The sequence below is a fragment of the Inhella sp. genome (assembly GCF_027532025.1).
GTDB lineage: Bacteria > Pseudomonadota > Gammaproteobacteria > Burkholderiales > Burkholderiaceae_C > Inhella.
This window is the reverse complement of the sequence record NZ_JAPZSY010000054.1, coordinates 1-22,036: the sequence shown is the minus strand read 5'-3', so window position 1 is coordinate 22,036 and position 22,036 is coordinate 1. Positions and strand designations below refer to the sequence as shown.

General features: G+C 72.6%; 19 protein-coding genes. 3 read left to right on the top strand and 16 right to left on the bottom strand.

Going from position 1 to position 22,036, the window contains the following annotated elements:
• Positions 1 to 41: 41 nt before the first annotated feature.
• The 3 genes from O9335_RS08905 to O9335_RS08895 are packed head-to-tail and all read right to left on the bottom strand — an operon-like array spanning position 42 to position 4,713.
• Positions 42 to 1,586 carry an FGGY-family carbohydrate kinase gene (locus tag O9335_RS08905; protein WP_298386773.1) on the bottom strand — a complete coding sequence of 515 codons (1,545 nt, stop codon included), beginning with the start codon at positions 1,584 to 1,586 and terminating at the stop codon, positions 42 to 44.
• Positions 1,583 to 3,031, bottom strand: a complete 1,449-nt coding sequence (locus O9335_RS08900) for an FAD-dependent oxidoreductase (RefSeq protein WP_298386770.1) — start codon at positions 3,029 to 3,031, stop codon at positions 1,583 to 1,585. The genes O9335_RS08905 and O9335_RS08900 overlap by 4 nt, the downstream gene beginning before the upstream one ends.
• Positions 3,028 to 4,713: an FAD-binding oxidoreductase gene (locus tag O9335_RS08895; protein ID WP_298386767.1), complete on the bottom strand. Its 1,686-nt coding sequence runs from the start codon at positions 4,711 to 4,713 to the stop codon at positions 3,028 to 3,030. Before O9335_RS08895 ends, O9335_RS08900 begins: the two co-directional genes overlap by 4 nt.
• A 75-nt stretch (positions 4,714 to 4,788) precedes the next feature.
• On the opposite strand from O9335_RS08895, the gene O9335_RS08890 reads away from it, so the two are divergent.
• Positions 4,789 to 5,838: an AraC family transcriptional regulator gene (locus tag O9335_RS08890; protein ID WP_298386765.1), complete on the top strand. Its 1,050-nt coding sequence runs from the start codon at positions 4,789 to 4,791 to the stop codon at positions 5,836 to 5,838.
• A 14-nt stretch (positions 5,839 to 5,852) separates the two neighbouring features.
• Here O9335_RS08890 and O9335_RS08885 read toward each other — a convergent pair whose 3' ends face one another.
• Genes O9335_RS08885 through tsaB form a run of 5 tightly spaced genes read right to left on the bottom strand, consistent with a single transcriptional unit; the run spans position 5,853 to position 11,065 of the window.
• A complete protein-coding gene (locus O9335_RS08885) occupies positions 5,853 to 6,980 on the bottom strand; it encodes an SAM-dependent methyltransferase (protein WP_298386762.1) in 1,128 nt (375 codons plus the stop codon).
• Positions 6,977 to 9,067 carry a bifunctional diguanylate cyclase/phosphodiesterase gene (locus O9335_RS08880; protein ID WP_298386759.1) on the bottom strand — a complete coding sequence of 697 codons (2,091 nt, stop codon included), beginning with the start codon at positions 9,065 to 9,067 and terminating at the stop codon, positions 6,977 to 6,979. The genes O9335_RS08885 and O9335_RS08880 overlap by 4 nt, the downstream gene beginning before the upstream one ends.
• A complete protein-coding gene (locus O9335_RS08875) occupies positions 9,064 to 9,858 on the bottom strand; it encodes a uracil-DNA glycosylase (protein ID WP_298386756.1) in 795 nt (264 codons plus the stop codon). Before O9335_RS08875 ends, O9335_RS08880 begins: the two co-directional genes overlap by 4 nt.
• Positions 9,855 to 10,349 carry a ribosomal protein S18-alanine N-acetyltransferase gene (gene rimI / locus O9335_RS08870; protein ID WP_298386755.1) on the bottom strand — a complete coding sequence of 165 codons (495 nt, stop codon included), beginning with the start codon at positions 10,347 to 10,349 and terminating at the stop codon, positions 9,855 to 9,857. The genes O9335_RS08875 and rimI overlap by 4 nt, the downstream gene beginning before the upstream one ends.
• Positions 10,346 to 11,065 (bottom strand): tRNA (adenosine(37)-N6)-threonylcarbamoyltransferase complex dimerization subunit type 1 TsaB, encoded by a 720-nt coding sequence (gene tsaB, locus O9335_RS08865; RefSeq protein ID WP_298386753.1) that lies wholly within the window; start codon positions 11,063 to 11,065, stop codon positions 10,346 to 10,348. Before tsaB ends, rimI begins: the two co-directional genes overlap by 4 nt.
• A 38-nt stretch (positions 11,066 to 11,103) precedes the next feature.
• Here tsaB and O9335_RS08860 point away from each other — a divergent pair, with 38 nt between their 5' ends.
• Positions 11,104 to 12,528, top strand: coding sequence for a D-alanyl-D-alanine carboxypeptidase (locus O9335_RS08860; protein WP_298386750.1), 1,425 nt, complete (start codon positions 11,104 to 11,106; stop codon positions 12,526 to 12,528).
• Here the strand turns inward: O9335_RS08860 and O9335_RS08855 are convergent.
• From O9335_RS08855 to purE, 4 genes are read right to left on the bottom strand one after another with little or no spacing between them, the layout of a single operon-like run.
• Complete coding sequence (locus O9335_RS08855; protein ID WP_298386747.1) at positions 12,525 to 13,481, bottom strand: SGNH/GDSL hydrolase family protein; 957 nt, start codon at positions 13,479 to 13,481, stop codon at positions 12,525 to 12,527. The genes O9335_RS08860 and O9335_RS08855 overlap by 4 nt on opposite strands.
• Before the next feature lie 19 nt (positions 13,482 to 13,500).
• The gene (locus O9335_RS08850; RefSeq protein ID WP_298386744.1) at positions 13,501 to 14,478 is read right to left on the bottom strand and encodes an L-threonylcarbamoyladenylate synthase; all 978 of its coding nucleotides are present in this window, start codon (positions 14,476 to 14,478) and stop codon (positions 13,501 to 13,503) included.
• Positions 14,475 to 15,650, bottom strand: coding sequence for a 5-(carboxyamino)imidazole ribonucleotide synthase (locus O9335_RS08845; protein WP_298386741.1), 1,176 nt, complete (start codon positions 15,648 to 15,650; stop codon positions 14,475 to 14,477). The genes O9335_RS08850 and O9335_RS08845 overlap by 4 nt, the downstream gene beginning before the upstream one ends.
• Positions 15,647 to 16,111 (bottom strand): 5-(carboxyamino)imidazole ribonucleotide mutase, encoded by a 465-nt coding sequence (gene purE / locus O9335_RS08840; protein ID WP_298386795.1) that lies wholly within the window; start codon positions 16,109 to 16,111, stop codon positions 15,647 to 15,649. Before purE ends, O9335_RS08845 begins: the two co-directional genes overlap by 4 nt.
• 104 nt (positions 16,112 to 16,215) lie before the next feature.
• On the opposite strand from purE, the gene O9335_RS08835 reads away from it, so the two are divergent.
• Entirely contained in the window at positions 16,216 to 17,172 is a 957-nt protein-coding gene (locus O9335_RS08835; RefSeq protein ID WP_298386738.1) for a tetratricopeptide repeat protein, read from the top strand.
• 122 nt (positions 17,173 to 17,294) lie between these two features.
• Here the strand turns inward: O9335_RS08835 and O9335_RS08830 are convergent, their stop codons facing one another.
• From O9335_RS08830 to O9335_RS08815, 4 genes are read right to left on the bottom strand one after another with little or no spacing between them, the layout of a single operon-like run.
• Positions 17,295 to 18,419, bottom strand: coding sequence for a hypothetical protein (locus O9335_RS08830; RefSeq protein ID WP_298386735.1), 1,125 nt, complete (start codon positions 18,417 to 18,419; stop codon positions 17,295 to 17,297).
• 2 nt (positions 18,420 to 18,421) lie between these two features.
• A complete protein-coding gene (locus tag O9335_RS08825; RefSeq protein WP_298386732.1) occupies positions 18,422 to 19,315 on the bottom strand; it encodes a phosphoribosylaminoimidazolesuccinocarboxamide synthase in 894 nt (297 codons plus the stop codon).
• Positions 19,316 to 19,353: 38 nt separating this feature from the next.
• Positions 19,354 to 21,048: an SWIM zinc finger domain-containing protein gene (locus O9335_RS08820; protein ID WP_298386729.1), complete on the bottom strand. Its 1,695-nt coding sequence runs from the start codon at positions 21,046 to 21,048 to the stop codon at positions 19,354 to 19,356.
• Positions 21,041 to 21,931 carry a DUF3667 domain-containing protein gene (locus O9335_RS08815; RefSeq protein WP_298386726.1) on the bottom strand — a complete coding sequence of 297 codons (891 nt, stop codon included), beginning with the start codon at positions 21,929 to 21,931 and terminating at the stop codon, positions 21,041 to 21,043. Before O9335_RS08815 ends, O9335_RS08820 begins: the two co-directional genes overlap by 8 nt.
• Positions 21,932 to 22,036 lie beyond the last annotated feature (105 nt).

The window sequence follows — 22,036 nt, the reverse complement described above, 5'->3', positions numbered from 1 at the left end:
GGATGCCTTCCGTCATGCGATGGGCTGCCGACCCAGGCGCCTCAGCGGCCCGTGATCTCCCGCAAGCGCAGGAAGGTGGGCTTGAGCCGCCCGTACAGCGGCCGGTAGACCTCGCGGTACAGGCGCTCGTAGGTGTCGGCGGCTTGGGGCTGGGGCTCGAACCAGCGCGTCACGCGCGTCATCTCGGCCACGGCGGTGGGCATGTCGGGGTGAAGGCCCAGGCCCACGGCGGCGTCCATGGCGGCGCCCAGGCCCGAGGTTTCGTGCGTGTGCGGCCGGGCCACGGGCAGGCGGAAGACGTCGGCCGTGAGTTGCAACGCGGCGTTGCTTTGCGCGCCGCCGCCGCTGGCGCGCAATTGGTTGAGCGTGACGCCCGCGCGGCGTTCCAGGCGCTCGCGCCCCGCGCGCAGGCCGTAGGCCAGGCCCTCCAGGATGGCGCGGTACAGGTGGGCGCGGGTGTGCTGCTCGGTGAAGCCCACCACGGCGCCGCGGGCCTCGGGGCCGGGGGTGCGGATGCCGGGGCCCCAGGTGGGCAGCAGGGTCAGGCCCAGGCTGCCGGGGGGCACGTCGGCGATCAGCTCGTCGAACAGGGCCTCGGGCGCCACGCCCAGGGTCTGCGCCGCCTCGCGCTCGGGGTGGCCGAACTGCTCCTTGAACCAACTCACCAGCCAGAAGCCGCGGGTGATTTGCACCTCGGCGCTGAAGTGCCCGGCCACGGCCGCGGGGTAGGCCGGCACGAAGGGCTCGGGCTCGACGTAGCGCGGCAGCGTGAGGTTGATGGTGGCCGTGGTGCCGTAGCTGATGGCACCCACCTCGGGCGCCAGCGCGCCAGCGCCGAGCACTTCGCAGGCCTTGTCGGCCGCGCCGGCCAGCACGGGGGTGCCCGCGGGCAGGCCGGTGGCTTGGGCGGCGGCGGCGGTGACGGTGCCGATGGGGGCGCCCACGGGGTGCAGCGTGGGCACTTGGTCGGGCCGCAAGGCCAGGGCCTGCCAGTGCCAGTCCCAAGACCGGGCCCAGGCGTGGCGGCGGTAGTCGAAGGGCAGGTAGGCGACCTGGCTGCCGATGGAGTCGGCGAACTCGCCCGTGAGCCGCAGGTGCAAAAAGCCCGACAGCAACAGGAAGCGGTGCGTGCGGGCCAAGAGCGCGGGCTCGTGCTGGGCCCACCAGTTGACCTCGGCGTCGCGCTGCAACGCGTCCATGGTGCCGCGCACGCCGGCCAGGCGGAAGGCGGCGCGCCACCAGGGCGCCAGCGGCGGCAGTTGCGTGGCGCGGCGCTGGTCCAGCCAGATGACGGCCGGGCTCAACGCGCGGCCTTGCGCGTCCACCGGCACGAGGGAGCCGCGCTGCGTGGTGACGGCCACGCCGGCCACGCGATTCGCCTCGTGCCCTTCGGCCCACAGGCGCCGGCAGCAGGCGGCCGCGGCCTGCCAAAAGCCGTCGGCGTCGTGCGTCATCCAGCCGGGCTCGGGCCGTTGGTAGTCGGTGAAGACCTGCTGCGCGCGGCCCACGAGGTGGCCGCGCAGGTCGTAGAGCAGCGCGCGGACGGACTGGGTGCCGAGGTCGAGGCTGAGGAGCAGGTCCTTCACTGGATCACCCCATGCCGCTCGTGCATCAAGGCCAGGTAGCGCTCCACCTCGAAGCGCCAGCGCGAGCCGTCCCAGCCCAAGGCCGTTTGGCAGGGCGTTTGCAGCACCGGCAGCAGCGCTTGCGCGAAGGCAGGTTGCCGCAGCCCGAGGCGGGTGCGGCGCAGCAGCAGGTCGTCGAGGTGGTGCACCTGCTCATGCTGCAGGCTCCAGGCGATTTCGCCCATCCGGGTTTGCGTGCCGCCCAGGCACTCGCCGCGCAGGGCTTCGGGGGGCAGAGGCGTGCCACCGCCGGCGAACCAGGCGGGGTGAGTGGGCTCGCGCAGCGGCGGCAGCCAGGGCGCGGCGGCGCGCAGCGCGGCCTCGGCCATGGGGATGAAGGTGGTGAGCTTGCCGCCGCTCAGCAGCACCAGGCCCTGCGAGGCCTGCACCAGGGTGTCGCGCCGCTCTTGCGAGGGGGCGAGGCCTTGGCCGCTGTCCAGCACCGGGCGCAGGCCGGCCCAAGTGCATTGCAGGTCGCGGGCTTGGATGCCGGCGCGGGGGAAGGCCTGGGCGAGCGCGTCCAGCAAGTAGGCCTGCTCGGCCGCGGTGATGCGCGGGGCGCGTTCGGGGTCGGGGTGGTCTTCGTCGGTGGTGCCCACGATGAGCGTGCCCAGCCAGGGGTAGGCGAAGACGGGGCGCCCATCGCGCGCGTGGCGCCAGGCCACGGCACGGGCCAGGGGCAGGCGCCACAGGGGCAGCAGCAGGTGGCTGCCGCGCAGCGGCCGCAGCTTGGGGGCTTGCAGGCCGACCTGATCGGCCAGCGTGGCCAGGTGCGCACCCGTGGCGGCCACCGCGGCGCGGCAGCGCAGGGTCCAGGCCTTGCCGTCCGGGCCGCGAAGTTGTGCGCCGTTGACTTGGCCTTGCGCGTCGCGCGTCAGCGCCTCCAGCGCGGTGCGGTTGTGCAGTTGCGCGCCCAAGGTTCGCGCCTCTTGCAGCACGCGCAAGGTCAGGCGGGCGTCGTCGGTGCTGGCGTCGTCGTAGCGGTGCGCGCCTTGCGGCGCGTGCCAGCCGGGCACGGTCCAGGCCAGGGTGGCGGCAGGGTCGAAGCCGCGGGCGTGGCGGCGGGCGAGGGCGTCGTACAGGCGCAGGCCCAGGGCCGTGCTGGCGCGCGAGGCCGCGCCGCCGGCGGCCAGCGAGAAGGGCAGGCGTTGCACCAGGCCCGGCAGCTCGCGCAGCAGGCGCTCGCGCTCGCGCAGGCTTTGCGCCGTGAGGTGCACCGCCCCCTTCGCCAGGTAGCGCAGGCCGCCGTGCACCAGCTTGCTGCTGGCGCTGCTGGCGCCGCTGGCGAAGTCGTCGCGCTCCACGAGCGTCACCCGCAGGCCGCGGCGCGCGGCGGCCAGGGCCACGCCGGCGCCGCTGATGCCGCCGCCGATCACCAGCAGGTCGGTGTCGACCGGGGTGCTCATGGATGGGGCCTGGGTGGGCTGCCGCTGGGCTTCGATACCTCAGCCCGAACGGAGGACGGCAGACCGCTGAAGCGGCGGTCTACGGCAGGGCGCAGGTTGCCCGAGGCCAACAGGCCGTGGGGGTCGGCGTGGGCGATCAAGGCGTCGATGGCGGCCAAGCCGGCCGTGCCCTTCTCGGCGCCGAGGTAGGGCGCGTGGTCGCGGCCCACGCCGTGCTGGTGGCTCACCGTGCCGCCCTGCGCCACGATGGCCTGGGTGACGGCGACCTTCAGCGCCAGCCAGCGCGCGCGGCTCTCCTGGGCGCAAGCGCCCACGCGCAGCACGAAGGTGCTGTAAACCGAGCTGCCCGTGGAGTAGACGTGGCTGAGGTGCGTGTACGCGTGGCAGCGCTCGCCCATCGCCGCCAGGGCCTCGCGGCCGGCGGTTTCGATCGCGTTCACCATGACCGTGGTGCGGCCCCAGGGCACGGCGGTTTCCATGGTGTCGACCATGAAGCCGGCGTCCCACAGTGCGTTGCGCAGGTACACGCCGGCGAAGCGCTTGGCCGCCCACTTCCGGCCCAGCACCGTGCCCGTGCCCACGCCACCGTGGCGGCGCCACAGGCTGCGCGCCTCGCGTTCGGTCGCGTGCACCTGGGCGGCACTGCCGGTCAGGCCGACGAAGAGCAGCACCTTGCCATCGCCGCAGCCGCGCCAGCCGAGGTAGCGCTCCAGCCTGGCGATGGCGCCGGCGAGGCCGGCGAGCTTCAGGGTGGTGCGCGTTTCCACCGCGTTGGCCAGGCGCAGCATGGACAAGCCTCCGAGCTTGCTCTGGGCCAGTTCGCGCGTGGCGGCCACGCCGGCCTCCCAGCTGGGGAAGAACACGCCGACGAAGCGCTCGACCTCGGGCAACTTCGTCACGCGCACGGTCACGTCGGTCAGCACGCCCAGGCGGCCCTCGCTGCCCAGCACCCACTCGCGCAGGTTGGGCCCGGCGCTGCTGGCGGGCAGGGGCGGGATCGTCCATTCGGCCTGCGGCGCCAACATCGTGCCGCCGGCGAACCAGGCTTCAGCCCGCCCGTAGCGCAGGCTTTGCTGGCCGCTGCTGCGCGTGACCACCCAGCCGCCCAGCGAGGCCTGCTCGAAGCTCTGCGGGAAGTGGCCCAGCGTCAAGCCTTGGGCGCGCAGCTGCGCCTCCAAGTCGGGGCCCAGCACGCCGGCCTCGAAAGTGGCGAGTTGCGCCTCGGCGTCGAGCCGCGTCATCGCGCGCAGGCGGCTGAGGTTCAGGGTCAGCACCGGGCGCGGCTCGGCGGCCTCGGGCGTCAGGTGGCCCACCACCGAGGTGGCGCCACCGCAGGGGATGACCAGTGCGCCCACGGCCTGCGCCCAGTCCAGCAGGGTGCGCACCTCGGCGCGGTGCGTGGGGTGGGCGACGCCATCGCTCACGCGCGGCAGCGCGCCGAAGCGCAGCGCGATCCAGTCGCCCAGGCTCTGGCCCAGGCTGCTGCGCAGGCGCGCCTCGGGCGCGGTGTCCACCAGCGGGTGCGGGGGCAGGCGGCTGTCGGGGATGCCGGCGCACACGGCGGCCAGTTCGGCGTCGGGCACCGGCTGGGGCGTGCCCACGGCCTCGCGCAAGAATGCCAAGGCCTCGGGGGCCAGCGTGGCCCGCACCGATTCATCGCCCCACCCGTTCCAACGCCGCATCGGTCGCTCCTCGAAAAGGCCGCGATGCTAGGAACGGGCTCGCCCTTTGGCTTGTTGCCGCCGACCCGCCCGTTTGTGAATTCACGCCAACTGCCTTCGCCGCTGCCCCCCTGGCCCCAGGCCCGGGTGGCACGGCCCTACGCGCAGGCGGCCTTGGACGAGCTCGCGGCCTGCGGCGTGGCGGCGCCCGTGCCCGAGGCCGACACCCTGCCCGTGGCCGACTACCTGGCCCTGCTGAACCTGGGCCGCGCGCAGGCGGGCGAGGACTTTGGCTGGCGCGTGGGCGCGCGCATGCGCACCGCCAGCTTCGTGGCCTACGGGCACGCGGTGCTGTCTTGCCCGCGCTTTGACGAGGCCATCGCGCTGACGCAGCGCTTCGAGGGCCTGGCGCACGACCTCGGCCGCAGCGAACTGCTGATCGACGGCGAGCAGGCGCACTACCGCTGGCACAGCCCCTGGCTGGCCGCGCACCCTTGCCCGGCGCTGCCGGAGTCGGTGATGTCGGGCATCTTGGCCTTTGCCACCTGGCTGGCGCAGCGGCCTTTGCCCGTGCTGGCCCTGGCCTTCCCGCACGCGGCCCCCCGCCCCGAGCTGCGCGAGGCCATCGACCAGCGCCTGGGCCTGCGCGTGGCGTACGACGCGCCCGTCACCAGCGCCACGGTGCCCGCCGCGCTGTTGCACGAGCCCATTCCGACCGCCGACCCGGCGCTCTTCCCCTTGCTGGAGCAGCACGCCGCGCAGCAGCTGGCGGCCCGCGAGCAGGCGCTGCGCGCCACCGACGCCCGCACGGCCCTGGCCGCGCAGGTGCAGCGCTGCATTGCCGAGCGCCTGGCGCGGGACGAAGCGCGCTTGGCCGAGGTGGCCGACGCCCTGGGCCTGTCGGCCCGCACCCTGCAACGCCGCCTGGCCGAGGCGGGCACACCGTTTCAAGCGCTGCTGGACGCCACGCGCCGCGAACTGGCGCTGCAGTACCTGCGCAACCCGGCCCTGACGCTGACCGAGGTGGCTTTCTTGCTCGGCTATGCCGAACAAAGCAGCTTCAACCACGCCTGCCGTGCTTGGTTTGGCGAATCGCCGGGGCGGGTGCGGCAACGCCTACAGGACGGCGAACGGCTCAGCGCCTGAGCCTCAAGTGAGCCTCACAGCACGTGGCTGCGGTCGCCGCGGGCGAAGCCCAGGGCTTCCCATTCGTGCCCGGCCGCCCCAAAGCCGATGACTTTGAAGATCTCGCCCATCTCGTGCTCGGTGATGAGCTTTTGCGCCATCGCCCGCTGTTGCAGCGAGGCGGTTTGCAGCAGATCGGTCAGGCCACAGTTCAGCAGGAAGTGGGCCTGCGTGGTGTAGCCCAGCACCGCCATGCCAGCGTCTTGCCCGGCCAGCGCGATGCGGGTGAAGTTGACGTGCGCCGTGATGTCCTTGAACCCCACCTGCGCCAGCGGGTCGGGGTCCGCACGGTGCTGGTGGTGGCACATCAGGGTGCCGCCGATGCGTTGCGGGTGGTGGTACTCGCGGTCGGGAAAGCCGTAGTCGATGAGGAACAGGGCGCCCGCCTCCAGCGTGGCCGCCAAGGTGCGAACCCATGCCTCGCTCTGCGGGTGGACCTCGGTGAGGGTGCCGGGCACCCAGGGGCCGGCCTCGTCGGGGGGGCGGTGGTCCGTGGGCCGGTCGGCCCAAGCCAGCCGGCCCTGGGGGTCGCGCACCACGCCGCGCTCGAGCCAGCGTGCGCCGTCGAAGTGCAGCAGCTTGACGGGCATGGCGTCCAGCACCTCGTTGCCCAGCACCACGGCGCGCAGGCGGGTGGGCAAGGCGTCCACCCAACACACGCGCTCGCCAAAGCGCGCCAATCGTGCTTGTTGGCGCTCGCGCAGCGGGGCCGACAGTTCCACGATGGTGTAGCTGCGCGGGGTGTTGGCCTCGGTGAGGCTGAGCGCGTCGAGCACTTGCTCGGCCAGGGCGCCGCTGCCCGCACCAAACTCCCAGACCTCATCGACTTGGGTGACCTCCAGCGCCTGCGCCACCTGCCGCGCGAGCGCTTGGCCGAACAGTGGCGACAGTTCGGGCGCCGTGACGAAGTCGCTGCCGCTTTGCGGCCCCCAGCCGAAGGTGGGGCGGCCGCGGGCGTAATAGCCCAGGCCGGGTGCATACAGGGCCAGGGCCATGAAGTCGTCGAACGGCAGCCAGCCGCCGGCCTGCTCGATGCGGGCGTGCACCAGGGCCAGCAGGCGGGGGTCGCCCTCGGCCTCGGTCGTCACCGTCGAAGCGCTCATGACGGGATTCGGCCCGAGTGCGCTTGGGCCCAGGCCAGGAAGTCACTCGCCGACAGCGGGGGCGACACCAATTCGCCCTGCAACTCATGGCAACCCCAGACCTGCAGTTGCTCCCACTGCGCGCGGTGGCGCACGCCCTCGGCGCCCACGCGCAGGCCCAGGTCTTGCGCCATGTGCACGATGGCGCGGGTCACGGCCATGGCGCCGCGGTCGTGCGGCAGGCCGGCAACGAAGCTCTGGTCGATCTTCAGCTTGTCCAGCGGCAGTTGGGTCAGGTGGGCCAGGGCCGTGTGGCCGGTGCCGAAATCGTCCACGGCGATGGAGACGCCGAGCCGACGCAGCGCCTGCAGGGTGGCTGTGGCGCCCTGGATGTCGTCCATCAGCATGCGCTCGGTGAGCTCCATCTGCAGCCAAGCGCCGGGGATGCCGGTGTCCGCGATCACGCGGGCCACCGTGTCGGCGAAACCGTCGATGCGGAACTCCAGGTGCGACAGGTTGACCGCGATGGGCACCGGCGGCAAGCCGGCCCGCTGAACGGCGCGGGCTTGCTCGGCGGCCTGGCGCAGAACCCACTGGCTCAAGGGCACCATCAGCAGGTGGCGTTCGGCCACGGCGATGAAGGTGTCGGGCGTGAGCAGACCGCGCTCGGGGTGGCGCCAACGGATGAGCGCCTCGGCCCCCACCAAGCGCCCTGTTTCCGGCTCCACCTGGGGCTGGAAATACAGCTCGAACTCGCCCCGCGCCAGGGCCTCGCGCAACTGGCTTTCGATGACGAGGTCGGCGTACGCCGTTTGCGCCATCTCGGGGTGGAAGAACTGGAACTGCCGCTCGCCCCGGGCCTTGGCCTCGTACATGGCGGTGTCGGCGTGCTGCAGCAGCGCATGGGCGTCGGTGCCGTGCTCCGGGTACAGCGCGATGCCGATGGACGGCGTGACCGACAGCGCGCGCCCGTCGGTGTCGACGGGCACCTCAACGACGCTGAGCACCGCGTGCACCACGGCGAGCACGTCGCCATGACCACGCACACCGTCCAGCAGCACCACGAATTCGTCGCCACCAAAGCGGCCCACTCGGTCGCCACCGCGCAGGCAAGCACGCAGCCGCTCGGCCACGGTGACGAGCACTTGGTCGCCCTTCAAATGCCCGAGGGAATCGTTGACGCGCTTGAAGTTGTTCAGGTCGATGAACAGCAGCGCGAGGCGTTCCTCGCCGCGGCCGGCGCGCTGCAGGCTGTGCTGCAGGCGCTCCATGAAGGCGGCGCGGTTCATCAATCCGGTGAGCGGGTCGTGGTGCGCGAGGTGACGGATCCGGGCCTGGGCGGCCACGCGGTCGCGGATGTCGCGCACGATGTTCATGCGCAGCGTCACGCCGTCGCGCACCAGGGTGCGGACGATGAGTTCGACGGGGATGCGCGTGCCGTCGCGGTGCAGGATGGCGCTGTCGTAGCGCAGCTCGCGGCCGTCTCGCATCACGGCCTGGACTTGCTCGCGCTCCTCGGGGGCGACGAAGTCCAACACAAAGCGCCCGATCAATTCGTCGCGCCTGTAGCCGGTGAGCGCGCACAGCGGTGGGTTGGCGTCGGTGATGTGCCCCTGGTGGTGGAACACGATGCCCTCCACCGACGCGAGCAGGAACTTTTCCAGCCGGGCTTCGCTCTCACGCAGCGCGGCTTCGGTGCGGCGATGCTTGCTGATGTCGGTGATCAGCACGAAGCACGCCACGGCGCATCCCTGCTCGTCCAGGTGCGGCAGCAGGTTGACCTCCAGGTGGTGGGTCTGCCCATCGGGCCGCACAACGGTGCGCTCGTAGGTGGCAGCGCGGCCTTGCTCGGCCACGCGGGCCACCGCGGGCTCGATGAGGGCCGCCGCTTCGGCGCCGATGATCTCGGCGAAGGTCTTGCCCAGCACCGATTCGGGCGTGAACCCGAAGGTTTCGGCGTAGCGGCGGTTGGCGTACTGGCAGCGGTTGCTGCTGACCTCGAACTGCGCGATCAGCACGGGCACGTTGTCGGCCAGCAGCCGAAAGCGCGCCGCCTCTTGCAGCGCTTGGCGTTGTTCGTCGCTCAGCGGCGGCGTCAGCGCGCTCAAGGCAAGGCCTCCGCGGTGTCCAGGGCCAGGCACAAGTCTTCCCAGGCTTTGAGCTTGTCCTGCGGCTGGCGCAGCAGGTAGGCCGGGTGGTAGGTCACCACCGCGGGCCGGCCATCCGGCAGCCGGTGCACGCGGCCGCGCAGCTTGCCCAGGGCCTCGTCGGTGCCCAGCAGGGTTTGCGCCGCCACCTTGCCGAACACGAGCACCAAGCGCGGGTTCACGAGCTCGATCTGTCGCCACAGGTAGGGCCTGCAGGCGGCGAGCTCGTCGGCTTCGGGCGCGCGGTTGCGCGGCGGGCGGCATTTCACGGCGTTGGCGATGTAGACCTGCTTCGCGGGTTCGGTCGCGCGACGGTCCAGGCCCATCGCGGCCAGCATCGCGTCCAGCAACTGGCCCGCCGGGCCGACGAAGGGCTCGCCCTGCGCGTCCTCTTGCTCGCCCGGGGCCTCGCCCACCACCATCCAGGGCGCGGGCAGGGCCCCCACGCCCGGCACGGCCTGGCGGCGGCCCTCGCACAGGCCACAGGCCCGGCAGGCTCGGATGGCGGCGTTCAGGCCCTCGGCATCCAGCGTGAGTGCGAGCGGCGCCGGCTCGGCCTGGGGCAAGGCAGGCGCCGGTGGCGGTGGTGGCCTCACCGCCTCGGCGGGTGCCGCCACCGCCTCGGACTGGGGTTCGGGTTTGGGTTGCGGTTCCGCTTCGGGCGCGGTGGGCGGCAGCGGCCACCAGTCGCGCACGCCCAGGGCGGCCAGCAGGGCAAGCTGGCGGTCGGTCCAGCGAGGCGGGGTGCTCAAGTGGGCCTCAACAGGTGGCGCATCAGCCGGGCGTCTTCGCGCCGATGCGGGTCCAGGGGGTAGTAAGCGCGACGCAGTCCCATGGGCTCGAAGCCCAGTCGCGCATACAGCGCGATGGCCCGCGCATTGCTGACGCGAACCTCCAGCCACACCTGGTCGGCGCCAGCCGCACGGGCCTGCGCCAGCAGGTGCGCCATGGCGGCTTGCCCCAAGCCTTGGCCCCAGTGCTCGCGCGCCACAGCCACGTTGAGCAAGTGAACCTCATCAAGCACGGTCATGGCCACCCAGTAGCACACCACGTCGTCGTTCAGCAGGCCCACGGCGCCCTTGTGGCCTGCTGCGATGGAGTCGATGAAATTGCCGCGCGTCCAGGGGTGGCTGTAGACCTGCTGCTCGATGGGAAGGATGCGCTCGACCGAAGCCACGTCCAGCGGCCGCCACACCAGATCGGCCGGCGACACCGCCTGCGCCACTTGTGGCAGAGCGCTCATGACGCGATGGTCTCGCGCTCGGCGGTCGTCAGGGCCACCTTGTCGCGCACGTAAACCGGCAGGGCGTCGGCCGCATCCACCCAGGCCTCGGCCTGCGCGGCCGCGACGGCCAAGCGGCCCAGCGCGCCCGCCCGGTCCTGTTGTTGGGGCCAAGACGGCCCGGGGGGCGCTTCGGGCAACAGGGCCAGGCCGTTGCCGGCCCAGGCGTCGCCTGGGGCCTGGGGCAGGCTGGCCGGGGCGCCCAACCCAGGCTCCCGCAGCGTCAACCAGCCCTGGCTCAAGCGCTGGTAGCGGGCGTGGTACAGCTCGCCCATGCGCGCATCCACGGCCACCGTGCAGTGCGTCAGCGCGGCTCCAGCCTGCGCCGCGGCGTCTTCAGCCACGATGAGCAGGCTGTCGATGGGCAGCAGGCGGCGGTCCAGCCCCAAAGCCAGTCCCTGCGCCACGGCACAGGCCGTGCGCAGGCCGGTGAACGCGCCCGGCCCGCGACCAAAAGCGATGCCGTCGAGGTCGGCCCAGGTCCAGCCTTGGGCGGCCAACAAGTCCATTGCCAGGGGCAGCAGGCGCTCAGAAGCGCGGGCGCCGCCGGGTTCTTCGGCGGTGGCACGCACCGCCTCTCCTTGCGTCAGTGCCAGGGCCAAGGTGTCGCCCGCGCAGTCCATGGCCAGCAACCGCAGGGCGCGACTGGGGCGGGTGGCCGAGAGCGGGAGCGTCATCCATCGATTTTAGGTGGCCGCCTCCTACGATGGCCCCCATGAAGCGACGGGACACCTTGTGGGGCGCGCTGGCCTGGGGGCTGGCGGCGCGGGCGCAAACCGGGCCGGCAGGCCTGCCGGGCGTGGTGCAACAGGCCTTGCGCGAGGCCGGTTTGCCCGACAGCGCGCTGGCCCTGTGGTGTGCGCCGGTGGAAGGCGGTGCGCCGCGCGGCGCTTGGCGCGCGCAAGCGCTGCACAACCCGGCGTCGCTGGCCAAGTTGCTCACCACCTGGATGGGCCTGAGCGTGCTGGGCCCGGGTTGGCGTTGGCGCACGCCGGTTTGGTTCACCGGGCCCGTTCGCCTGTCCGACGGCGTCTTGGAGGGCGATGTCGTGATCCAGGGTCAAGGCGACCCCAGCTTGGTGCTGGAGCGGGTGTGGCTGCTGTTGCGTCGCATCCGGCAGCAGGGCGTGCGCGAGATCGCGGGCGACATCGTGCTGGACAGCAGCCTGTTCGCCCCCGAGCCGCGTTCGGCCGCTGATTTCGATGGCGAACCCTGGCGCCCGGGCAATGTCCAGCCCGATGCCTTGCTGCTGAACTTCAAAGCGCACGAGCTGCAATGGCTGCCCGACCCCAGCAGCGGCCGGGCCTGGGTGGGCAGCGACACCGGCCTGCTGCCGCCGCAGACCGTGCCGCTGCGCCCCGGGCCCTGCCGCGACCCCCGCGGCGCCTTGCGCGCCAATTGGGTGGAGACCCCGGGCCGCACCGAGCCGCTGCGGCTGGCCGGCCACCTGCCGGCGGCCTGTGGCGCGCAGAGCTGGCCGCTGGCCGACCCCGAGCCAGACACCTACAACGCCCGCCTGCTGGCGAGGCTTTGGCAAGACCTGGGAGGCCGCCTGCGCGGGCATGTGCGCGCGGGCAGCGCGCCGGAAGGGTCGCCGCGCTTCGAGCACCGATCGCCCGTCTTGGCCGAGGTGGTGCGCGACATCAACAAGTTCAGCAACAACGCCATGGCCGAGCAGTTGGCCCTCACGCTGGCCCTGGCCGATGGCGAGCGTCCTGCGACCCGCCTGGGGGCGCGCCAGCGCCTGCAAGCTTTTGCGCAGCAGCGCTTGGGTTGGGCTGCCGATGCCTTTGTGCTGGACAACGGCTCGGGCTTGTCGCGCGACAGCCGGCTGAGCGCCGAGCAACTGGGGCAGCTGCTGCAGGCGGCCTGGGCCAGCCCAGTGATGCCCGAATTCGTGGCCTCGCTGCCCTTGGCCGGGGTGGACGGCACCTTGTCGCGCGAACCGAGTCGCTTTGGGGCGGCGCAGGCGCGAGCTCACCTCAAGACGGGCTCGCTGCGCGACGTCGCGGCCCTGGCCGGCTACGTGCAGGACGGTGAGGGCCGCCGCTGGGCGCTGGTGGCGATGTTGCAGCACGCCCAGGTGCAGCGCGGGCGCGGCGTGCTCGACGCCGCCGTGCGCTGGGCCGCGGGCGCTTAGAAGGGGTTGGTGCCCGCGCGCTGCAAGGCGGGGTCGCCCAGCAGGCGCCGTTGGCCCTCGGGCCCCAGGCGTCGGTCATCGGCCCACAACCAAGTCGCGGCCGTGGCGTCGGTCACCAGCGTGCTGGTGGTGCAGTCAGGCAGGGCCGTGGCGCAGGCGCCGGTGGTCACATTGCTCAGCCCGAAGGCCGACGGGAAACGGGCGGCGGTGGTGACCGATTCGTCGGCCAGGGCGAGCCCGATCAGGCGGCCGTCGTTGATGAGACCCAGGCGCATGGCGGTGTTGAAGCTGGTGGTCAGTCGGCTCAGCAGCGCGGCGCGGTCGGTGTCGGTGTTGGCCGCCTTCTGGGCCAAGGCGTAGGGCGTCAGGCCCACGTCGGGGATGGTCAGCACCACCACGCGGCCGTTGGCGTTGGCCAGACGGTTGACCTGGTCGGCCAGCGCACGCCCCCGGGCAACCAGTTGGTCGGTGATTTGCGCTTCGGTCAGCGTCGGGTACTGCTGGTAGAGCGCGATCACGTCGTTCGTGCCCGCCATCACCGTGATGAGGTCCTTGGGCCCCACGGTGCCGCTGGCGAAATGCTGGTCGATCTGCGTCTTGATGTCGGCCACGCGGGCGCCCACGGTGGCGTACTGGAAGGCGGTGACCGTGGCGGCCGTTGGGTTGCACGCTGCCATCACCAGGGAATAAGCGCCGGCCACAACCTGGGTCCAGGTCGGGTTGGCCGCGCAGTCCACGGTAGCGGGTTGGATGACGTTGCCGTCGGTGCCGCGCTTGAAGTCGCTGATGCCGTAGCGGCGGCCATCGGGCAGCACCAGGCTGCTTTCATCGCCGAAGCTCAACATGCGCGTGGGCTTGAAGGGCTCGATCTGACCCCGGCCACCGCCGCAGGCGACCAGCAAAGCGGTCAGGGAGGTGGCCAGCAGGCCCAGGCGCCAGCGCGCAGCGTTCATCACAGTCACTCCAACACGTTCAAACCGACAGGTGGGCCACCGCCGCCCGTTGCAGGCGATCCAGCACCCCGGCCCATCGCGGGTCGTCGCCCGGCGGGGCTTCGACCCAGATCTCGCGCACGCCCTCGTCGTCCAAGCGGCGCAGGGTGGCGAACAGTTGCCGCGCCGTCAAACCCGGGTCGTCGGCCATGGCCACCCAGCGCCAAGCCACATGGGCCCAGCGGGCGCGGGAATATACCGCCAGCCCCGCCGGCGGCCGGGTGGCCGCTTCGGCCAGCGCTTGGGCCAGCGCTTCGGGCGCGAACAAGCGCAGGCGGGCCCGGGGGGCGTAATGAGCGGCCAGGGTGCCCGCGGCCTTGGGGGCCTGGGCATCGGCCGCACGCACGGCTTCGCCGGCGGCGGCGGCCAGGGCGGGCGCGTCGATCGTGCCCGGCCGCAGCAGCACGGGGTGGTCGCGCGAGCAGTCGACGATGGTCGACTCGATGCCCACGGCGCACTCGCCGCCATCGACCACGGGCACCGCCCCGCCGAACTCGGCCAGCACGTGCGCCGCCGTGGTGGGGCTGACGCGGCCGAATCGGTTGGCGCTGGGCGCGGCCAAGCCCAGCACGCCCCGCAGCCGAGCGGCCGTCAGCACCTGGGCGAACACCGGGTGCGACGGGCAGCGCAGGCCGATGGTGGCGTGGCCGCCTGCAGCGGCTTCGGCCACCCCCGCGCGTCGCGGCACGATGACGGTGAGGGGCCCGGGCCAAAACGCCGCGGTCAGGCGCTGCGCCAGGGGTGGCCAGTCGGCGGCAAAGTGCCGTGCCGCTTCGGCGTCGGCCACGTGGACGATGAGCGGGTGGTCCGCCGGACGGCCCTTGGTGCGGAAGATCTGTGCCACGGCCGCGTCGTCGTCGGCCCGCGCCGCCAGGCCGTACACGGTCTCGGTGGGCAGGGCCACCACGCCCCCATCGGCCAGGACCTGCGCGGCGGCGTCGGGGTGGAGCAGGGTCACAGGCCGTCCGTGGGCAGGCCCAGGTGCGCCGCCACCCGGCGCGCCACGGCCAGGGCGTCGGCCTGCGTGGGCGCCGTCACGGTGAGATGACCCATCTTGCGGGCGCGGCGCGGCTCGGTTTTGCCGTAAAGGTGCAAATGCACACCGGGCAGGGCCAGGACCGTGGCCCAGTCGGGTTCCTGCTGCGTGCCGTCGGCCAGAAACCACAGGTCGCCCAGCAGGTTGAGCATCACCGCCGGGCTGTGCAGGCGCGGCTGGCCCAGGGGCAGGCCGGCCATGGCGCGCACCTGCAACTCGAACTGCGAGACGGTGCAGGCGTCGATGCTGTAGTGCCCGCTGTTGTGAGGCCGAGGTGCCATTTCGTTGGCGAGCAGGCGCCCATCGGTCAGCACGAAGAACTCGATGCAGAGCACCCCCACGTAGCCAAACGCCTCGGCGATGGCCCGGGCCGAGGCCTCGGCTTGCGCGATCTGTCGGGCGTCGATGCCCGTGGCGGGCACCACCGTGGTGGCCAGGATGCCACTCACGTGCCAGTTGCGCTGCACGGGCAAGGTGACCAGCGCGCCGTCGCGGCCGCGCGCGACGATGACGCTCAGCTCCGCCGCGAGCGGCAGCAGGGCCTCCAACACGCAGCGCACGCCGCCCAGTTCGGCAAAGGCGGCCAGCAACTCGGTGTGGTCGCGCACTCGGCGTTGGCCTTTGCCGTCGTAACCCAGGGTGGTGGTCTTGAGGATGCCGGGCAGCAGCTCGTCGCCCACGCGGGTCAGGTCGTCAAGGTCGTTGAGCACCACGTGAGGGGCGCAGGCCACGCCGCTCTTGGCGAAATGGGCCTTTTCCAGTGCGCGGTCTTGGCACACCGCCACCGCGGCGCCCGCCGGGGCCACGGGCACGGCGGCGGCCAGCCTGTCCAGCGCCTGCGCCGGCACGTTCTCGAACTCGGTGCTCACCGCGCCACAGCGCCGGGCCAGTTCGGCCAGGGCTTCGGGGTCGGTGTAGACGGCTTGGAGGTGGAAGTCGGCCGCGGCGCCCGCGGGGGCCTGCGTGTCGGGCTCCAGCACGGCCACGCGGTAGCCCAGGGTCTGGGCGGCGTGCACCGCCATGCGGCCCAGCTGGCCACCGCCCAGCATGCCGAGCCAACTGCCGGGGGGCAAGGGACGAGGGGTGGGCGTCATGCGAGTTGGGCGCTCATGGCGCGGGCGGCGGCCGTTTGCCGCTCGCGGTAGGCCTGGAGTTGGGCGTGCAGGGCGTCGTCGTGCGTGGCCAGCAGGGCCACGGCAAACAGCGCCGCGTTGGCCGCACCGGCCGTGCCGATGGCGAAGGTGGCCACGGGAATGCCCTTGGGCATCTGGACGATGGAGTGCAGGCTGTCCACGCCTTGCAGGTGGCGCGAGGCCACGGGCACGCCCAGCACGGGCACGGTGGTCTTGGCGGCGAGCATGCCCGGCAGGTGGGCCGCGCCCCCGGCGCCGGCGATGATGGCCGCGAGGCCGCGCTCGCGCGCGGTTTCGGCGTAGCGGAACATGTCGTCGGGCATGCGGTGGGCCGAAAGCACCTGGGCGTCGAAAGCGACGCCGAACTCCGTGAGAATCTCGGCCGCTGCCTTCAGGGTCTCCCAGTCGCTGCTGGAGCCCATCACCACGCCGATGCGTGGGTTGGTCGGGTTGGTCACTCGCGCTCCTTGCGCTGGGTCGGTCAAACGGTTTGAATTTTAGGCAGTCGCCCTCAAGTGCCCCTCCCATGATCGACATCACTCTCGAGAACTTCCAAACCGAACTGCTGGCGGCCAGCGCGCAAACGCCGGTGTTGCTGGACATCTGGGCGCCTTGGTGCGGCCCCTGCAAGGCCCTGGGCCCCGTGCTGGAAACGCTCGAGGCCGAGTACGGCGGGCGCTTCATCCTGGCCAAGCTCAACAGCGACGAGCAGCCTGAAATCGCCGGTCAGCTGTCGGCCGCGTTCGGTGTGCGCTCCATCCCGTTTTGCGTGATGTTCGTCGGCGGCCAGCCGGTGGACGGTTTCGTGGGTGCGCTGCCCGCGGCGCAGATTCGCGCCTTCTTGGACAAGCACGTGCCCAGCGAGGCGGCCCTGGCGGCCGAAGACGAGGTGCAGGAGGCCGAGGCCTTGCTGGCCGAGGGCGATGCCGACGCGGCCCTGGCGCATCTGCAGGATGCGCTGGAGGTCGACCCGCGCAACGAAACGGCACGCTTCGACCTCGTCAAAGCCCTGTTGGAGCGGGGTCAGTGGGCCGCTGCCGAGGCGGCCTTTTCGCCGGTGGCGGCCCAGGCGGCCGACAAGATCGCGCCGCACGCTCGTTTTGCTGCCCTGGCGCAGTGGCTGGCGGCCGTCCAGGCCGCACAAGGCGCTGACACCACCGCTTTGCAGGCGGCCATCGCCGCCAACAAGCGCGACTTCGAGGCCCGCTTCCGCTGGGCCCAGAGCCACGCCGCCCGCGGTGATTTCCCGGCCGCGATGGACGAGCTGCTGGAGATTTTGATGCGCGACAAGGCCTGGAACGACCAGGCTGCGCGCAAGCTGTACGTCGCCCTGCTGGAAATCCTGACCAAGCCCCAGCCCAAGCCGGCCGCCGGCAAGGACGCCGCAGCAAGCAAGCTCCAGCTCACGGGCCACGCCGTCGCAGCGCCGACCGACCCCGTGGTCGAGAGCTACCGGCGCAAGCTCAGCATGGCGCTGTTCTGACCCGCGTCGCGTCCCGTATCGGGCTGGTGTCGCGCGATCGCGCTGCCCTCGGCGGCGTGGAGCGGTTGTCATGGCGCAGCGTGTGCCCTGGCCCAGACCGCTGGCGTGCGATGCCGGCGGGATCAGCCGGCGGGTTGCGCTTGCAAGCCGCTCGCGCGGAGTTGGTCGCGCCAGTCGGCCTGCAGGGCGTTGAACGCCCCCCAAGCGACTTGCGCCTGCGCTCGGTGGTGCTGGCTGCGGTCGGCATCGCCGAGTTCGCCCCAGGCCTGGGCCAAGCGGCCATGGGTGACGGCGCGGTCGTCGTGGTCCACGTTGGCGTTCAGCGCGGCGGCCGCGGCGTCGGCATGCTGCCGGGCGAACTCGGTTTGACCCAGGTTGGCATGGCACCACGCCAGCTCGGCGTGCCCCGACGAGGCCAAGCGCGCCAAGCCTTGATCCACCGCCGGTTGCAGGTGCACGTCGTACAGCGCGACGGCCTCGGCGAATCGGCCCTCTGCCACCAGCACCTTGGCACGCAGCAGCGGGTTGAGCACCTGCAGCGAGGCCACGCCGACCGCGCGTTCGAAGTTGTCGGCCGAGTTCACGCAGGCCAGCAGCGCGGGCAGCGACCCTGAGCCGCCGCCCCCCAATTCGGCTTGCCGCACCTGCGCCACGCGCAGCTCGGCGGTGTTGTAGACGAGGGAGGCCACGCAGGCGTCGTCACCCGCTTGGGTGGCGATGACGCGGCAGGCCACTTGCCAGGGCCGTGAGGCCTCGACGTCGCCGGCATAGAGGTGGGCCAAGCCGACCCACAGGTGCACGCCGGCCATGGCCGCGGGGTCGGTGTCCGCCGGCAAGGCCAGCGCGGCCTGGGCGTGCACGAGCAGGGCGGGCAGGTCGTGGCGGTAATAGGCCAGGTTGGTCAGGTAGCGGTGGGCCTGGGCTTCGGCGCTGCGGGCACGGCCCAGTCGGGCCAGCGCCAGGGCCTTGTGGAAGTGTTCAGAGGCTTGGTTGCCCAGGTTCTGCAGCATGCCCGTGAGGCCTTCGGCGAGGTGCAGCCACGCCGACAGCTCGGGGTGGGGGCTGGCAAAGGCCTGTTGGTGCAAGGCGGTGAGCTCGTCCCGCGCCTCGTTCAGGTCGCCCAGGCGCACCAGCACCAGCGCCCGCTGCGCGCGCAGCACGAGCGCGTTCAAGCGCTCGCCACCGGCTTCGGCCGCCTGCAGGGCCTGCTCGATCTTGAGCAAGAGCCGGGATGGCGTGGCGGCCATGCTCAGCCCTTCAAGCGCCGGAAGGCCTCGCGGTAGGTGGCCGCGGTTTGGTCGATGACCTGGGGTGGCAGGGTGGGGGCGGGCGCGGTCTTGTTCCAGGGCTGGGCTTCCAACCAGTCGCGGACGAACTGCTTGTCGAAGCTGGGCGGGTTGGCGCCTTGCTCGAAGGCGGCTTGGTAGCCGCTGATGGGCCAGTAGCGGCTGGAGTCGGGCGTCAGCACCTCGTCCATCAAGGTCAGGGTGCCGTCGGCGTCCAGGCCGAACTCGAACTTCGTGTCGGCAATGATGATGCCCTTGGTGAGGGCGTACTCGGCGGCGCGCTGGTACAGGGCGATGGCGGTGTCGCGCACCTTGGCGGCCAACTCGGGGCCGATCAGGGCGGCGGCCTGCTCGAAGGCAATGTTTTCGTCGTGGTCGCCCACGTCGGCCTTGGTGGCCGGCGTGAAGATGGGCTCGGGCAACTTAGAGGCGTTGCGCAGGCCGGCTGGCAGTGCCACGCCGCACACCGACTGGTTCGCTTGATATTCCTTCCAGCCGCTGCCGGCCAGGTAGCCGCGCACCACGGCCTCGATGGGCAAGGGCTTGAGGCGCTTGACGAGCATGGCGCGGTCGCGCACCTGGTCGACCTCGTCGGTGGCGACCACGCTCAGCGGGTCATCGCCCGTGAGGTGGTTGGGCACCACGTCCTTGAGCTTCTCGAACCAGAACAGGGCCATCTGCGTGAGCAGCGCGCCCTTGCCGGGGATGGGCTCGCCCATCACCACGTCGAAGGCCGACAGTCGGTCGGTGGCCACCATCAGGATGCGGTCGTCGCCCACGGCGTAGTTGTCGCGCACCTTGCCGCGGGCCAGCAGGGGCAGCGAGTGCAGGGAGGACGAGAGCAAGGCGGTGGTCATGGTTCGCAAGGGCTTGGGTGCAGCAGGGCCTGGAATTGTCACAGCCCGCGCAGCGCCTGCACGAAGGCGGGCTGGGCGCGGTGCTCCAGCTTCAGCCAAGCCAACCACAGGCGTCCGGCCTCGGGGCTGAGGCGGGTCAGGGTGTCGCGCACCAGGGCCAGCGCGCCCTCGAACGGCGGGCGGGCGTGGCGCAACTCGTCGGCCAGCAGGCGCTTGAGCCAATCGGCCGCGGCGGCGTCGTGCGCCGCTGGCAGGGCCTGCACCCAGCGACGCAGGGCCAGCGCGGGCAGGGGGCGCGGCACGCTCAGCCAGGTCAGGGCCTCGTCGAAGCGGCCTTCGCTGCGCCACAGGTCCAGGCGCAGGCCCGCCAGGGTCTCGGCGGTGAAGCCGCGGGCGTTGTCCAGCAGCGCCCAGCAGCGTTCGCGCTCCAGCGCCACGTCGGCACCAGCCTGGGCTGCGGCCTGCAGCAGCGCGTGGTAAGCCGCCACGCTGGGTGCGCGTTCAAAGGCAGCGCGGCGCAGTGCGAGCACCTCGTCGTCCCAGCCGTCGCGCTCGTAAACGGCCAGGAGAGCCGCCTCCAAGCCCGGGTGCTGCGGGTGGGCACGCCAGGCTTGCTCGGCCGCCTGCACCGCCTCGCGCGGGCGGCCCCAGCGTTGCAAGGCCTGCACCAGGGCGAGGTGGTCGTCGGCGCTGCGCAGGTCTTGACGCAGCAGGTCCAGCTCGCCGGGGCCGTCGCCTGCAGCGATCAGGTGGCCGTGCCAGGCCCGTTTGGCGGCGTCACGCTGGATGGGGTCGGCGTCGGCCTGGTCGCGCAGCACGGCCCAGCGCTCGGCCTGGCGCTGGCCCCAGCGGGCCACGGCCTCGGGCGGCAGCGCGGCCAGCACGGCGGCGCGGTCGACCAGCGCTTCGCGGTCGTCGGCCAGCAGCGACTCGGCGGCAGCCGCGCACTCGGCGGCCGACCAGCCGGCCGCGGGCACGGCCTGGCACCAGCGGCGGATCAAGGCCTGCAGCAGGTCGTGGGCCAGGTGCTGGGGGTCGCCCACGCGGCGCGCGCTGCGGCGCAGCCGGACCAAGGCCCAGGTGCTGGCTTGGGCGGCCAGCGCAGGGCGCTCGGCCAGCCAGCCGTCGATGAGCCCCAACACGCCCTGGGCCCGCCGCAGGTGGGCGGGCCAGGTGCGCGCATGCAGACCGCCCGACGGTGCGGCGAGGAAAGCGCCCACCGCGCGGCGGGCCGCGGCCGTGTCGCTGGCGGGCTCGGCCAGGGCCGCCCAGGCTTGCAGGTTGCGGCGCAGTCCGGGGTCCACCCCGGCCCAGTCGAGCAGGCGTTGCGCCAGGGCCTCGGAGGGCTGGCGGCGCACGAAGGCGGCCCAAGCGGGCTCTTGCACCGGCGGCGCCGCAGGCGCGGCCACCACGGCTGCACCCAGCTGGGCGCGCCACACCATTGCCAACGCCGCAGCGTGCTTGCACGGGTGTCCGCCGCGGGCGTGCGGGCAGTCGCATTGGGCGCGCAGCCGCACGCCGGGGGCATGCACCAGTTCGACGGCGTAAGCCCGGCTGCCTTGCACCGTGGCGCGCAGGCGCCGGGTCGCGCCTTCCGCCGTGGCCTGCAGCGCGCCGACGGCCGCGCGCAGGCCTGCTGCGCGGGCCAGCACCGCCGGTGGCCAGTCGCGCGCCAGGGCGTCGTTGCTCAGGGCCTCCAGCAGGGGCGCATTGCCCCCGGCGGCCTCAGCCACTCAAGGCTCCGAACGCCAGCACCGTGCCCAGCCCCAAGCCGAGCAGCAACAGGTGCAACAGCGCCAGCGCGGCAGCCCGCAACAGCACGGCCGGCCAGCGGCCGCCGTACACGCGCTGGAGGGCAATCAGCGGGTAGACGTTGGACCAGGCCCACAGCAAGCCGCCCAACCACGGCAGCGGCAGCAGGGCCAGCAACAAGCAGCCGTACCAGAAGGCGTGCAGGTGCATGGCGAACACGAAGTGCTCGCCGTAGGTGCGCCGCCGCCCCCAATGCACGCCCGCCAGCAGCGCGGCGTACACCGGGATGGAGGCCAACACCGCGTAGGGCGCGACCGACAGCGCCCCCGTCACGGCCCGCTCGGCGAAGGCCGTAGGGTCGCGGCGGTAGGCATCGCGGGCGCGCAGCACACGCGGCTCCAGCCAGGGCGGTGCTTCGAGCTCCGCTGCCTCGGACGAGGCGGCGGGGGCGGGCGAGGAGGCCGCCGAGGCCTCCGAGGCCGCCAGGGGTGGGGCGCTGGCCGCGGTCGGGGCCTCCAAGTTCGCTTCCAACTCCAGGCCCCTGCCGGGGGCGACCACCAGCTTGAGCAGCAAAAAGTAGACGAGGCCCAGCGTCAGCACCAAGCGCAGGGGCAGCACGTAGCGGCGTCGGCGGCCGCCCAGGTACTCCAGCGTCAGGAAGCCCGGTCGGGCCATGAGGGCCCACAAGCTCTTCCACAACGCGCCCTCCAGCGCCACGTAGTGGACGATCCATTCATGCACGAACTCCCACAGCGTGGGCGCGTGGTTTTGCGCCGATTGGCCGCAGTGGCTGCAGTAGCGGTCCCAGGGCGCCAGGCGGTGGTCGCAGTTGGGGCAGTGGCTGGGGGTGGTGGCGTCGCTCATGGTGAATCCCCAAAGCGCCGCGGGGGGCCCGCGGGCCCCCCCCAAGGGGGGGGGTGGGGCGGGAGTTGGGGGCCCCCCCCCCCCGGTGGTGGCCCCCCCGGAAGG

What these genes read in the sequence shown, in the direction of transcription:
- O9335_RS08900 (WP_298386770.1), bottom strand. Translation starts at nt 3,031, where the DNA reads ATGAGCACCCCGGTCGACACCGACCTGCTGGTGATCGGCGGCGGCATC.
- O9335_RS08895 (WP_298386767.1), bottom strand. Translation starts at nt 4,713, where the DNA reads ATGCGGCGTTGGAACGGGTGGGGCGATGAATCGGTGCGGGCCACGCTG.
- O9335_RS08885 (WP_298386762.1), bottom strand. Translation starts at nt 6,980, where the DNA reads ATGAGCGCTTCGACGGTGACGACCGAGGCCGAGGGCGACCCCCGCCTG.
- rimI (WP_298386755.1), bottom strand. Translation starts at nt 10,349, where the DNA reads ATGAGCGCTCTGCCACAAGTGGCGCAGGCGGTGTCGCCGGCCGATCTG.
- tsaB (WP_298386753.1), bottom strand. Translation starts at nt 11,065, where the DNA reads ATGACGCTCCCGCTCTCGGCCACCCGCCCCAGTCGCGCCCTGCGGTTG.
- O9335_RS08860 (WP_298386750.1), top strand. Translation starts at nt 11,104, where the DNA reads ATGAAGCGACGGGACACCTTGTGGGGCGCGCTGGCCTGGGGGCTGGCG.
- O9335_RS08855 (WP_298386747.1), bottom strand. Translation starts at nt 13,481, where the DNA reads ATGAACGCTGCGCGCTGGCGCCTGGGCCTGCTGGCCACCTCCCTGACC.
- O9335_RS08845 (WP_298386741.1), bottom strand. Translation starts at nt 15,650, where the DNA reads ATGACGCCCACCCCTCGTCCCTTGCCCCCCGGCAGTTGGCTCGGCATG.
- purE (WP_298386795.1), bottom strand. Translation starts at nt 16,111, where the DNA reads ATGGGCTCCAGCAGCGACTGGGAGACCCTGAAGGCAGCGGCCGAGATT.
- O9335_RS08835 (WP_298386738.1), top strand. Translation starts at nt 16,216, where the DNA reads ATGATCGACATCACTCTCGAGAACTTCCAAACCGAACTGCTGGCGGCC.
- O9335_RS08830 (WP_298386735.1), bottom strand. Translation starts at nt 18,419, where the DNA reads ATGGCCGCCACGCCATCCCGGCTCTTGCTCAAGATCGAGCAGGCCCTG.
- O9335_RS08825 (WP_298386732.1), bottom strand. Translation starts at nt 19,315, where the DNA reads ATGACCACCGCCTTGCTCTCGTCCTCCCTGCACTCGCTGCCCCTGCTG.
- O9335_RS08815 (WP_298386726.1), bottom strand. Translation starts at nt 21,931, where the DNA reads ATGAGCGACGCCACCACCCCCAGCCACTGCCCCAACTGCGACCACCGC.